Source organism: Zoogloea sp., from assembly GCF_041914405.1.
Classification (GTDB): Bacteria; Pseudomonadota; Gammaproteobacteria; order Burkholderiales; family Rhodocyclaceae; genus Zoogloea.
Map to the genome: position 1 here is coordinate 94740 of NZ_JAYSDK010000012.1, position 12679 is coordinate 107418.

Genomic DNA, 12679 nt, shown 5'->3' on the forward strand with positions numbered 1-12679 from the left:
GTTGAAAACGAGCCGGACATTATGGGCCAAGGCGAGAGCGCTGAGAAACGGGCCGGGGCCGGGTACATGACACCGACGCAGCCCTGGCGCTCGGAAAACTGCGGGCGAGCCGCCACCCGCAGATTAAGGACAGAATGCAGACGCCCAATCAGGCGTGGTCCGACTCTTCCAGCCCCAGCTCCTGGATCTTGCGGGTGATTGTGTTGCGGCCAATGCCCAGCAGCTGAGCCGCCTCGATCCGGCGCCCGCCGGTTGCAGCGAGAGCCCGGCGGATCAGGATGCGCTCGAAGTCCCGACTCAGACGATCGAAGACCTCACCCGGATTCTGGGCCAGCGCCCGGTCCGCCTCCGCCATCAGGGCGTCGCCCCAGTTGGCCGGCAGCTCGCGGGTCGGTTGATCCTTCAATTCCGGCGGCAGATCGGCAACCTCGACGGTCTGGCCCGGCGCCATCACGGTCAACCAGTGGCACAGGTTCTCCAGCTGGCGCACGTTGCCGGGAAAGTCCAGACTCTGAAGATACTTCAGCGTCGCATCGGACAGGCGCTTGGCTTCGACGCCCAGCTCTTGCGCGGACAGCGCGATGAAGTGCTTCGCCAGCGGCGGGATGTCCTCGCGCCGCTCTCGCAGCGGCGGCAGGCGCAGCCGGATCACGTTCAGGCGGTGGAACAAGTCCTCGCGGAACAGGCCTTGGCGGACACGGTCCTCCATGTTCTGGTGGGTGGCAGCGATGACCCGCACATTCGCCTTGATCGGCTGGTGGCCTCCAACCCGGTAGAAATTGCCGTCGGACAGCACACGCAGCAGCCGCGTCTGCAATTCAGCCGGCATGTCACCGATTTCGTCGAGGAACAGCGTGCCGCCCTCCGCCTGCTCGAAACGCCCGCGGCGCATGGTCTGGGCGCCGGTGAAGGCCCCGCGCTCGTGGCCAAACAACTCGGACTCGAGTAGATCCCGCGGAATCGCCGCCGTGTTGATCGCGATGAAAGGCGCGTCCCGGCGCGGACTATGGCGGTGCAATGCCCGCGCCACCAGTTCCTTGCCAGTTCCCGACTCACCATTGATAAGCACGGTAGCATGGGACTGGGACAGCCGCCCGATGGCCCGGAACACCTCTTGCATCGCCGGCGCCTGGCCGAGGATTTCCGGAACCGCGCTAAGCACCTCTTCGGTGCCGGCCTGGTGCGCACTTTCATCGATGGCACGACGCACCAACTCGACCGCCTGGTCCACATCGAAGGGTTTGGGCAGGTACTCGAAGGCCCCGCCTTGGAAGGCCGCCACGGCGCTGTCCAGGTCGGAATAGGCGGTCATGATGATGACCGGCATATGGGGGAAGCGGGCCTTGACCTTGCTCAGCAAGGCGAGGCCCGACTCGCCGGGCATGCGGATGTCCGACAACAAAACCCGCGGCGGCTGGGACGTTCCCTCAAGCGCCGACATCACCTCGCTGGCGGTCCCAAAACTCTTGTACGGAATCTCCTCCCGAGCCAGGGCTTTCTCAAGCACCCAGCGGATCGAGCGGTCATCATCAACTATCCATACGGCTGCATTCATATCATTCACACGCACAAGAGTGAAACATGGCAGAGCTCTGCCTGACTATCCACGCACCATTTAGGTGCATTCACTATAACGCTCTCAAGCATCCGCATCCCGAGTGATAGGCAGGAAAACGGTAAAACAGGTCCGCCCCGGACGGGAGTCCACGTCGATTGCGCCCTGATGCTGATCGATGAAACTCTGTGCCAGCGACAAGCCCAGACCACTGCCGTTCTCACGCCCGGAAACCAGCGGATAGAAGATCTTGTCGCGGATCTCTTCCGGCACGCCGGGGCCGTTGTCTATGACTTGCAACTGCAATGCCAGCTTGAAGCGCCGCTTGGCCATCGTGATCTGCCGTGCCGCACGGGTACGCAGCACGATTTCACCCTCACCCTGCATGGCCTGGGCGGCATTACGGGCAATATTGAGAATGGCCTGGATCAGCTGCTCCCGGTCACCGGTGATCCCGGGAAGGCTGGTGTCATAGTCGCGACGCACCTCAACCGACGGGAACTCGGCGAGGATCAGACGCCGCACCCGCTCCAGCACGTCATGGGGATTCAGCTGCGAAGGCTGCATCATCCGGTGGGAGGTAAGCAGCCGATTCATCAGGTCCTGCAGGCGATCCGCTTCCGCAATGATGACCTGGGTATATTCCCGCAACTGGGGATCGTCCAGCTCCCGCTCCAGCAATTGGGCCGAACCTCGAATGCCGCCAAGGGGGTTTTTGATCTCGTGCGCAAGATTGCGGATCAACTCCCGGTTCGCCTGCTGCTGGTGCGCTAGCTGCTCTTCCCGTGCCACTTTCAGGTGCGCATCCATCGGGCGAAACTCCAGAAGGAGGCGCGCACCGGCAGCCTCGACGGGCGTAACCGTGCAATCCAGGTGCAAGGCCACCATTCCGGGGCGACTCACGGTCAGGTTGTGTCCCGTGTAGCTCCAGTTGTCGCGCAGGACGTTGTTCAAGGCGTTGTCGAGTCCTGCAGGCTCACCGAGCAGGCGTCGCAGGGAGAAACCAACGATCTTCCGGCTACTGACGGCAAACAGGTTTTCCGCCCCAGGATTAAGGTAGCGCACCACGAATTCGTCATCGATCAGGACGACTGCCGAAGACAGCAGTTCCAGACCGGCGAAGGCGGGTGGCGTGATGTCGAGCTGATCGTTTTGCATACGCAGGCCCAATGCAAGAAGCAGACCAGGTTCAGCGGGGCCGGCATGCCGCCCAAGGCCCGCCATCACCTCATCGAGCGCTCAGCGCAAATTGGAGATTTCCCGCTTCAGCGCCTCGACATTACGCTCATGCAGCTGAATCCTGTCCCGCAGGGGCTGCAGACGCTCGCTGGCACGGCGCGTGGCGTCCTGTTCGGCGAGTTGCCGGCTGGCCGCCTCGAGCGCACCTTGTTCCGAATTCAGCTCATCCTCCAGGATGCGGCGACGATCCGTGTCCCGCGCTTTCTGCGTTCCCGCATCCACCCGCGGAAAACCCGCCGAGCCGCCAGCAGCCCCGCCGGACGACGCAGCAGCAGCCGCCGGACGCGCAGCCCCGGGCACCGACGACACGGCCTGGTCACGGGCAAGCACGCTGCACCCTTTCGAGGAGGTCTTGCTGTTGGTATAGGTCACATGCCCCGCTTCATCGACGCACTTGTAGATGTCGGCATGCACCAGCGGCGAACACAGCAGTGCAGCCAATACCAGGGTTGTTCGAGGGCTCATCATTGGCACAGGTGAAAACCGGAAGCGGGAGCTAGTTTAGGGGCCGGACAGGACAAATACAAACTCCTGACCCGGAAACGAAAAAGGACGGGAGCAATCCCGTCCTTCTTCAACGCAGCGACCGGTCAGCACGCTGACCGGCCTGATCCGGAAGGATCAGATGGCGTAGTACATCTCGAACTCGACCGGGTGCACTTCGACGCGCAGACGGTTCACTTCTTCGCTCTTGAGGGCGATGAAGGAGTCGATGAAGTCATTGCTGAACACACCACCGCGGGTCAGGAACTCGCGATCCTTGTCCAGTGCTTCCAGGGCCTGTTCGAGGCTGGAGCAGACGGTCGGGATGAGCGCATCTTCTTCCGGCGGCAGGTCGTACAGGTTCTTGTCGGCGGGATCACCCGGGTGGATCTTGTTCTGGATGCCGTCGAGGCCGGCCATCATCAGCGCGGCGAAGCACAGGTAGGGGTTCGCGCCCGGATCCGGGAAACGGGTCTCGATACGACGAGCCTTTTCGCTGTTGACGAACGGGATCCGGATGGAAGCGGAACGGTTCTTGGCGGAGTAAGCCAGCTTGACCGGAGCTTCGTAATGCGGAACCAGACGCTTGTAGGAGTTGGTCAGCGGGTTGGTGATCGCGTTCAGGGCACGGGCGTGCTTGATGATGCCGCCGATGTAGTACAGGGCGGTCTCGGACAGACCGGCGTAGCCGTTGCCAGCGAACAGGTTCTTGCCGTCCTTCCAGATGGACTGGTGCACGTGCATGCCGGAACCGTTGTCACCAACGATGGGCTTCGGCATGAAAGTCGCGGTCTTGCCGTACTGGTGAGCGACGTTCTGGACGATGTACTTGGTGATCTGGGTCTGGTCGGCACGACGCACCAGGGTGTTGAACTTGGTGCCGATTTCGTTCTGACCAGCGGTCGCCACTTCGTGGTGATGCACTTCAACCGGCACGCCGCAGGCCTCAAGAGCCAGACACATGGCGGCACGCATGTCGTTGAAGGAATCAACCGGGGGAACCGGGAAGTAGCCACCCTTCACAGCGGGACGGTAGCCGGTGTTGCCACCTTCGAACTTCTCGTCGGACGACCAGGCGCCTTCTTCGGAGAAGATCTTGTGGTAGGCGCCGGACATGCCGACCTTCCACTCGACGGAGTCGAAGATGAAGAATTCGGGTTCGGGGCCGAAGAAGGCGGTATCACCAATACCGGAGGACTTCAGGTAAGCCTCGGCGCGATTGGCGATGGAGCGCGGATCGCGGTCGTAGCCCTTGCCGTCGGCCGGATCGATCACGTCACAGGTCAGGACCAGGGTGGTCTCGTCGAAGAACGGGTCAATGTAGGCGGTGTTGGGATCCGGCATCAGCAGCATGTCGGAGGCCTGGATACCCTTCCAGCCCGCGATGGAGGAACCGTCAAAGGCATGACCGCTTTCGAACTTGTCTTCATCGAAAGCACTGATGGGCACGCCGACGTGCTGTTCCTTGCCCTTGGTGTCGGTGAAGCGGAAGTCAACAAACTTGACTTCGTTCTCCTGGACGATCTTCATGACGTCTTGCGGGGTCATATAACTCACTCCTAACGGGTTGAAGCTGCTGCGCAGTGGATAAAGGTCAATTATTACGACAATTCAGTCGGCGAAACCAACAAGCAGCAAGCGTGCCAGTACGCGAATGAAAACACTTCATTGTGCCACAAGGCTAATGCGCAGGGCTCTTAAAAAAACTCGCACCATAAAGGTGCATAAATACAAACAAGGCACCATTATGGTGCAATTTTACAAAGTAGAGCGATCCGCCCCCAGTGGGACGATGCACCATTGCAGTAATCCCGCAGCCGCTGCTGCAGGCACGCCAGCCGATCAGCGTCCGCACACCACTCAAAAGGCAGATAGACCTCGGCCTCAACCCGCTCGCCAACATAGTGGAAGACAGCTGGCGCAGCCTGCGGCACATCGCCGAGCAAGGTTTCCAGTTCGTTAACCAGCACCTCGCGGCCGGGCAGCGTGCGCCCCGCTGCAGCGATCTGGTCTTCCTCGGTATCCACATGTACAAGCACGTCGAGCACGTCAGGATGGCGGCTGCGCACCCGGTAACGGGCAAGTTCGGCGATCCGGTGCCCTTCCGATACGCTGATCCGGGCATCCACCCGCACATGGGCGTCCACCAGCACCCGGTGAGCCATGCGGCGGGTGCGCAATTCATGTACGTCGATCACGCCGGGCGTTTCGGTCACCGTCGCACGGATCTTGGCCACCTCGTCTGGCGGCACACCGGTATCGATGAGCTCCCGCAACGCCTCATAACCGAGCATCGCCCCCATACGCAGAATCATGAACCCCACCAGCGCCGCACCGAGAGGCTCGAGAAACCGGTAGCCGAGCAGACTGCCGCCGATGCCCACCGCCACCACCAACGACGAGGCCGCATCCGCCCGCGCATGCCAGGCATTGGCCACCAGCATCGGCGAACGCAGGCGCTGGGCCACCGCCAGCATGTAGCGGAACAGGCCCTCCTTGCCAGCCAGCGTCAGCAAGGCCATCCACAAGGCCATCGGATGCAGCTCTGGCAAGGCGTCCAGGGTTTGCAGGCGGCCGGCGGCGGTCAGCAAGAAGCCGGCACCGACGCCCGCCAGCACCAGGCCCAGCACCAGCGAAGCGGCCGTCTCGTAGCGCCCGTGACCATAGGGGTGAAGTTCATCAGCGGGGCTCGCCCCATGGCGGCTGGCGAACATGACCAGAAAGTCGCCGAGGAGGTCGGACAGCGTATGCATGCCGTCGGCAACCAGGCTCTGGGCATGTGAGATCAGGCCGACGGTGATCTGCAGCACCGTCAACACGACATTGACGGCCACGCTGACCCAGGTTGCTGACTGTGCCTTGCGGGCGCGCTCGGCATCGAGGGTCTCGCCCGCCGCCGCGGTGGAGTGAGCTTCGAAAGACATGACTTGCAGCCCGTAGGGCCGGGGGTATACTCGCAGGCCCGCCATTCTAGCCGGATGTCCGCCATGGGAAAATTAAGCGATACCCTTGCCCTTGCCCAGGAACGCGGCCGCAGCCTGAACGTTCCCTATGCAGGGAGCCTCACCCCCAGGGAAGCCTGGGAAGTGCTGCAGCTCGCTCCAGGCGCCAAGCTCGTGGACGTGCGCACCCGTGCCGAGTGGGACTGGGTCGGACGCGTGCCGGGCTCTGTGGAAATCGAATGGATGCTCTATCCGGGCAATGAACCCAACCCGCACTTTCTCGCCCAGTTCAAGCGCCAGGTCGATCCGGAAGCGCTGGTGATGTTCTTGTGCCGCAGCGGCGCCCGCTCCAATGCGGCTGCAACGCTGGCCGCGGCGTCAGGTTTCACCAACGCCTACAACATCCTGGAAGGCTTCGAAGGCGACAAGGACGCCAGCGGGCACCGCAACGCCGTCGGAGGCTGGCGCCATGCCGGCCTGCCATGGACCCAGGGCTGAACCAACAGGACCCCAAACCGATGCAAGCCGTACCGATCAGTTTCGACCGTTTCAACACCCTCGCCGACGCCGACGCCCACGAGCGCATCCGTGCCGCCCGTGCCCGCCTCGGCGACAAGGCCGTGCTGCTGTGCCACCATTACCAGCGCGCAGACGTGTACCAGTACGCCGACCTGACCGGCGACTCCCTCAAGCTGTCGCGCCTCGCCGCCGAAACCGACGCCGAATACATCGTGTTCTGCGGCGTGCACTTCATGGCCGAAGTGGCGGACATCATGTCCAAGCCTCACCAGCAGGCCATCCTGCCCGACCTCGCCGCCGGCTGTTCGATGGCCGACATGGCCAACCTCGCCAAGGTCGAGCGCTGCTGGCGCGAGCTGTCCGAGGTGCTGGACACCCCCGACACGCTGATCACACCGGTTACCTACATCAACTCGGCGGCCGACCTGAAGGCCTTCTGCGGCGAGCACGGCGGCATCGTGTGCACCTCCACCAACGCCCCCACTATCCTCGACTGGGCCTTCAAGCAGCGCGAGAAGGTGCTGTTCTTCCCCGACCAGCATCTGGGCCGGTGGACCGGCTTCAATAAGGGCATCCCCCTCGACGAGATGGTGGTGTGGGATCCCGACCAGGAATACGGCGGCCTCAGCGTCGAACAGATCAAGAAGGCCAAGATCCTGCTCTGGAAGGGGCACTGCTCGGTGCACCAGATGTTCCAGCCGGCGCACATCATCAAGTTCCGCAACCAGTACCCGGACGGCAAGGTCATCTCCCACCCGGAAAGCGCGCTGGAAGTGTGCCGCCAGTCCGACTTCGTCGGCTCGACCGAATACATCATCAAGGTCGTCAAGGAATCCGCCCCCGGCACCCGCTGGCTGGTCGGCACCGAGCTGAACCTGGTGAACCGCCTTGCCGAAGAAGTGAAGCACGAAGGCAAGATCGTCCAGTTCATGGCGCCCACCGTGTGCATGTGCTCGACGATGCAGCGCATCGACCCGCAGCACCTGGCCTGGACCCTCGAGAACCTCGCCGACGGCAAGGTGGTCAATCGCATCACGGTACCCGAACACGAGGCCGCGCTGGCCAAGGTCGCCCTCGAGCGCATGCTCGCGGTATCCTGAGCGTACCTCTCGTCAGCCCACGACGGCGCCTGCGGGCGCCGTTTTGCATGGAGCGGCGCAAGATGCGGCAAACCGGCGACAGGCGCAGAATGCAGGAAAAAAGGAGACCGCGATGAGCACCACGCTGCGCATCTGCACCTACAACATTCACAAGGGCTTCTCTCAGTTCAACCGTCGCCTGGCCATCCACGAACTGCGCGACCGCCTGCGGCTGCTCGGCGCCGACGTGGTCTTCCTGCAGGAAGTCCAGGGCATGCACCTGCGCCACGCCAGCCGCCACCCGGACTGGCCACAACAGCCTCAACACGAGTTCCTGGCCCGCGACGTATGGCAGCAGACCGCCTACGGCGGTAACGCGGTGTATGACCACGGCCACCACGGCAACGCGATCCTCAGCCGCCACCCCATCCTGTCCCAGGCCAACCAGGACGTATCCGACCACCGCTTCGAGAGCCGCGGCCTGCTCCACTGCGAGATCCGCGTCGAAGGGGTTGCGCAGCCGGTGCATTGCATCTGCGTACATCTGGGCCTCACCGCCGGCAGTCGGCGCCGCCAGATGGCGGCCCTGGTCGAACGCCTGGATAGCCTGGCGCCGGACGGATCACCGCTGATCATCGCCGGTGACTTCAACGACTGGCGCAACCACGCCGACGACTGTCTCACAGGGCCACTCGGCGTGACCGAGGTCTTCACATCGATCCGGGGCCGCCCGGCGCGCAGCTTTCCAAGCACCCTGCCGCTACTGCGCCTGGACCGCATCTACGTGCGCGGCTTCGCCGTCGATCGCGCCGAAGTGCATTACGGCGCCCCTTGGAGCCAGATTTCAGACCACGCACCGCTGACCGCCCAGATTCGGCTCCCTTGAAGCACGCCGCCCCATGAGTATCACCTGGCTGCGCGGCAACGCGCTGACCCTGCTGGAGAACGGGACCGAGTTCTTCCCGGCCCTGCAGGCCGCTATCGACGGTGCTCGCCACGAGATCTTCCTCGAGACCTACATCTTCGCCAACGATGACATCGGCCAGACCATCGCCGCCGCGCTGGCCCGCGCCGCTGCCCGTGGCGTCAGCGTGCGCCTGCTCGTCGATGGCTTCGGCGGCCGCGAGTTCGTCGCCGAACACCTCGCCCCGCTGAGCGCGGCCGGCGTCAACGTCCTGATCTACCGTCGCGAGGTCGGTACCCTGTCCCTGCGGCGCCGCCGGCTGCGCCGCCTGCACCGCAAGCTGGCGGTCATCGACGGGCAGATCGCCTTCGTCGGCGGTATCAACATCACCAGCGACTACGAGGCGCCCAGCCTCGACGCTCCCCGCCACGACTACGCTGTGCGCGTCGAGGGCCCCTTGCTCGGCCCGATCCACGCCGGCGTGCGCCACGTGTGGGAACTGGTGGCCTGGGCCTCCTTCCGCCAGCGCCTGCGCCTGCCGGCCAGCCCACCGGTCATGCCCCAGCCCTGTGGCGACGTGGAAGCCGCCTTCCTGGTCCGCGACAACATCCGCCACCGACGCGACATCGAGGACGCATACCTGCTCGGCATCGCCGGCGCGCGGCGGGAGATCATCCTCGCCAACGCCTACTTCCTGCCGGGGCGCCGGTTCCGGCACGCCCTGCTGGACGCATCCCGACGGGGGGTGATGATCACCCTGCTGGTCCAGGGGCTCGCCGACCATCCGCTGCAGCAACGCGCCACCCGCGCGCTTTACGGCCAGTTGCTGGCCGGCGGCCTGCGCATCGTCGAATATCACCGCAGCTATCTACACGCCAAGGTGGCTGTCATCGACGGACGCTGGGCCACCGTCGGCTCCTCCAACATCGACCCCTTCAGCCTGCTACTGGCCCGCGAAGCCAACGTAGTGGTCCGCAATAGCGGCTTTGCAGAACGCCTGCGTAACTGCTTGACCCGGGCGATACGCGAGGGCGGGCAGGAAATCTCCGCGGCCGACTGGCAACGGGGGCCGCGCCTGCAGCGCCTGCTCAACTGGGCCGCCTACGGACTGGTGCGCCTGATGATCGGTATTGCCGGCTACCGTAACCACCATTGACGGCTGACACGAATCACCAAGCACGGCGCCAGCGGCTAACATACGGGGCTTCCGAGTCTCCTGAACGCCCTGCCACCATGTATTCCCCCCCCGCCTTCGAGGCCAAAATCTGCCCCCCTGAGCAGCTGAGCGAGCGCATCGCCACGCTGCCTCGCCCGCTGGTATTCACCAACGGCTGCTTCGACATCCTGCATCGCGGCCACGTCACCTACCTGGCCCAGGCCCGTGCCCTCGGCGCAGCGATGGTCGTCGCCCTCAACAGCGACGACTCGGTACGCCGCCAGGGCAAGGGCGACGACCGGCCGATCAACACGCTGCAGGACCGCCTCGCGGTGATGGCCTCCCTCGGCTGCGTCGATCTCGTTACCTGGTTCGACGAGGACACCCCGATCGCCCGCATCCTCGAATGCCAGCCCGACGTACTGGTCAAGGGCGGCGACTGGGCCCCGGACCGCATCGTCGGCGCCCCCGAAACCCTTGCTCGCGGCGGCAGCGTGCATTCGATCCCCTTCGAACACCAGCGCTCCACCACCGCCCTGCTCGAAAAGATCCGGCGCCTGTAAGCCAGCCGCCGGCGGGCGATTATTTGCATATGCGCTTTCGATCTATGGAATGCTGGCTGCTAGTTCTAGAATGAATTAGAGAAACAATAACCATTTGCCCAACAAGGAGAAAAGCCATGCGTATCGCCAACAATGTGGCCGAACTGGTCGGCAACACCCCGCTCGTCAAGCTCAACCGGCTGGCCCCGTCCAACGGCGCCACCCTCGCCCTCAAGCTGGAGTTCTTCAACCCGGCCCACAGCGTCAAGGACCGCATCGCCGCGGCAATGCTCGACGCGGCCGAAGCCGCCGGCAAGATCAAGCCCGACACCATCATCCTCGAACCCACCTCCGGCAACACCGGCATCGGCCTGGCAATGGTCTGTGCGGCGCGCGGCTACAAATGTGCGTTCGTGATGCCCGAGACCATGAGCCGCGAGCGCAAGCTGCTGCTCAAGGCCTACGGCGCCGAACTGATCCTGACCCCGGGCCCCGAAGGCATGCCCGGCGCGCTGAAGAAAGCAGCCGAACTGGCCGCCGCCGACTCCCGCTACTTCATCCCGCAGCAGTTCGAGAACCCCGCCAACCCGGCCATTCACCGCAAAACCACGGCCGAGGAGATTTGGGCCGACACCGATGGTCAGGTGGACATTTTCGTGTCCGGCATCGGCACCGGTGGCACCATCACCGGCGTCGGCGAAGTGCTCAAGGAGCGCAAGCCGGGCGTCAAGGTCATCGCCGTCGAACCTGCTGCCAGTCCGGTGCTGTCCGGCGGCCAGCGTGGCCCGCACCCGATCCAGGGGATCGGCGCCGGCTTCGTGCCGGCCATCCTCAACACTGCGGTCTACGACGAAATCGTGCAAGTGCCCAATGACGCGGCCCTCGACACCGCCCGCAAGCTGGCCACCGAGGAAGGCCTGCTGGTTGGCATCTCCTCCGGCGCTGCCGTGTGGGCCGCGCTGCAGGTCGCCGAGCGGCCGGAGAACGCCGGCAAGCTGGTGGTGGTGATCATCCCGTCCTTCGGCGAACGTTACCTGTCCACGGTGCTCTACCAGCATCTGGAAGTCTGACCCTTCACTTCAGCGAGACTCCGGCTTGACGACCTTCGACTTCAGCACCGGCCCCGAGCGGGCCGGCTCCGACAGCATCAAGTGGCGCCGCTACGCCGGCCAAGACGTGATTCCCATGTGGGTTGCGGATATGGACTTCGCAGCCCCGCCGGCAGTGCTGGAAGCCCTCCACGCACGCATTGACCACGGCGTGTTCGGTTATGCCGACCCGTGGCCGAGCGTGGCCGAGGGGGTCATCGACGGCATCGCCCGTGACCACGCCTGGCAGGTCAAGCCGGAGTGGCTGGTGTGGCTGCCGGGCGTCGTCACCGGTTTCAACGTCGCGGTACGGGCGGTGGGCAAACCCGGTGACGGGGTATTCACCGCCACGCCGGTCTATCCGCCCTTCCTGCACGCGCCGGGCAATTTCGAGCAGCGCCTGGTCACCACGCCGCTGGTCCAGCGCGGTACGCGCTGGGAATGGGACTGGAGCCGCACCGAAGCCGCGGTGGCCGACGGCGTGCGCCTGTTCATGCTGTGCAACCCGCACAATCCGGTCGGCCGCGTCTTCGACCGGGACGAACTCGGCCGCATCGCCGTGCTGGCCGAACGTCACGATCTCATGATCTGCTCCGACGAGATCCACTGCGGCCTGGTCCTCGATCCCGCCAAGCCGCACATTCCCATCGCGTCCCTCGACGAGTCCGTGGCCAAACGCACCATCACGCTGATGGCCCCGTCCAAAACCTGGAACATTCCGGCCCTGTACTGCGCCTTCGCGATCATCCCCGACGCTGGCCTGCGTACCCGCTACAAGCGCGCGATGGCCGGCATCGTGCCGCACGTCAATGTGCTCGGGCTAGCTGCTACCGAAGTGGCCTACCGGGATTGCGGCCCCTGGCGGGAAGCCCTGCTCGATACCCTGCGCACCAACGCCGAACGGGTCGTCGAGGTCATCAACAGCCTGCCGGGCTTGGCCACCACCCCAATCGAAGCCACCTACCTGGCGTGGATCGACTGCCGCAAGTTCATCGCCGCCCGTGGCATCACCAATGCGGCAGCCTTCTTCGAGGCAGCCGGCGTCGGCCTTTCAGACGGCAAGGATTTCGGCCTGCCGGGCTTCGTGCGCCTCAATTTCGGCTGCCCGCCGTCCCGTCTGGAGGACGGTCTGGCACGCATCCGCCGCGCGGTGATTTCCTGAATTTCCTGAT

The 12679-nt window shown here is 64.3% G+C and carries 12 protein-coding genes; 7 read left to right on the top strand and 5 right to left on the bottom strand.

The features are described from left to right. Window positions 1-148: 148 nt before the first annotated feature. From ntrC to ACE3RX_RS09650, 5 genes are all read right to left on the bottom strand, one after another. Window positions 149-1555: a nitrogen regulation protein NR(I) gene (gene ntrC, locus ACE3RX_RS09630; RefSeq protein ID WP_374482760.1), complete on the bottom strand. Its 1407-nt coding sequence runs from the start codon at window positions 1553-1555 to the stop codon at window positions 149-151. An 84-nt stretch (window positions 1556-1639) separates the two neighbouring features. Continuing rightward, window positions 1640-2713: a nitrogen regulation protein NR(II) gene (gene glnL / locus ACE3RX_RS09635; RefSeq protein ID WP_374482818.1), complete on the bottom strand. Its 1074-nt coding sequence runs from the start codon at window positions 2711-2713 to the stop codon at window positions 1640-1642. An 81-nt stretch (window positions 2714-2794) separates the two neighbouring features. Then, window positions 2795-3259, bottom strand: a complete 465-nt coding sequence (locus tag ACE3RX_RS09640) for a DUF4124 domain-containing protein (protein ID WP_374482762.1) — start codon at window positions 3257-3259, stop codon at window positions 2795-2797. Between the two features lie 156 nt (window positions 3260-3415). After that, complete coding sequence (gene glnA / locus ACE3RX_RS09645) at window positions 3416-4825, bottom strand: type I glutamate--ammonia ligase (protein ID WP_374482764.1); 1410 nt, start codon at window positions 4823-4825, stop codon at window positions 3416-3418. Between the two features lie 197 nt (window positions 4826-5022). After that, the gene (locus ACE3RX_RS09650) at window positions 5023-6201 is read right to left on the bottom strand and encodes a cation diffusion facilitator family transporter (protein ID WP_374482766.1); all 1179 of its coding nucleotides are present in this window, start codon (window positions 6199-6201) and stop codon (window positions 5023-5025) included. A gap of 63 nt (window positions 6202-6264) precedes the next feature. Between ACE3RX_RS09650 and ACE3RX_RS09655 the strand changes: the two genes are divergently transcribed. From ACE3RX_RS09655 to ACE3RX_RS09685, 7 genes are all read left to right on the top strand, one after another. After that, on the top strand, window positions 6265-6717 hold the full coding sequence (locus ACE3RX_RS09655; protein ID WP_374482768.1) for a rhodanese-like domain-containing protein: 453 nt from the start codon (window positions 6265-6267) through the stop codon (window positions 6715-6717). 20 nt (window positions 6718-6737) lie between these two features. Next, a complete protein-coding gene (gene nadA, locus ACE3RX_RS09660) occupies window positions 6738-7838 on the top strand; it encodes a quinolinate synthase NadA (protein WP_374482770.1) in 1101 nt (366 codons plus the stop codon). A gap of 112 nt (window positions 7839-7950) precedes the next feature. Continuing rightward, window positions 7951-8703 (top strand): endonuclease/exonuclease/phosphatase family protein, encoded by a 753-nt coding sequence (locus ACE3RX_RS09665; protein WP_374482772.1) that lies wholly within the window; start codon window positions 7951-7953, stop codon window positions 8701-8703. 13 nt (window positions 8704-8716) lie between these two features. Beyond that, window positions 8717-9877 carry a cardiolipin synthase ClsB gene (gene clsB, locus ACE3RX_RS09670; protein WP_374482774.1) on the top strand — a complete coding sequence of 387 codons (1161 nt, stop codon included), beginning with the start codon at window positions 8717-8719 and terminating at the stop codon, window positions 9875-9877. 77 nt (window positions 9878-9954) lie between these two features. After that, entirely contained in the window at window positions 9955-10440 is a 486-nt protein-coding gene (gene rfaE2 / locus ACE3RX_RS09675; RefSeq protein ID WP_374482776.1) for a D-glycero-beta-D-manno-heptose 1-phosphate adenylyltransferase, read from the top strand. 116 nt (window positions 10441-10556) lie between these two features. Beyond that, the gene (gene cysK / locus ACE3RX_RS09680) at window positions 10557-11489 is read left to right on the top strand and encodes a cysteine synthase A (RefSeq protein WP_374482778.1); all 933 of its coding nucleotides are present in this window, start codon (window positions 10557-10559) and stop codon (window positions 11487-11489) included. A gap of 25 nt (window positions 11490-11514) precedes the next feature. Continuing rightward, window positions 11515-12669, top strand: coding sequence for a MalY/PatB family protein (locus tag ACE3RX_RS09685; RefSeq protein ID WP_374482780.1), 1155 nt, complete (start codon window positions 11515-11517; stop codon window positions 12667-12669). The last annotated feature ends 10 nt before the right edge of the window (window positions 12670-12679 follow it).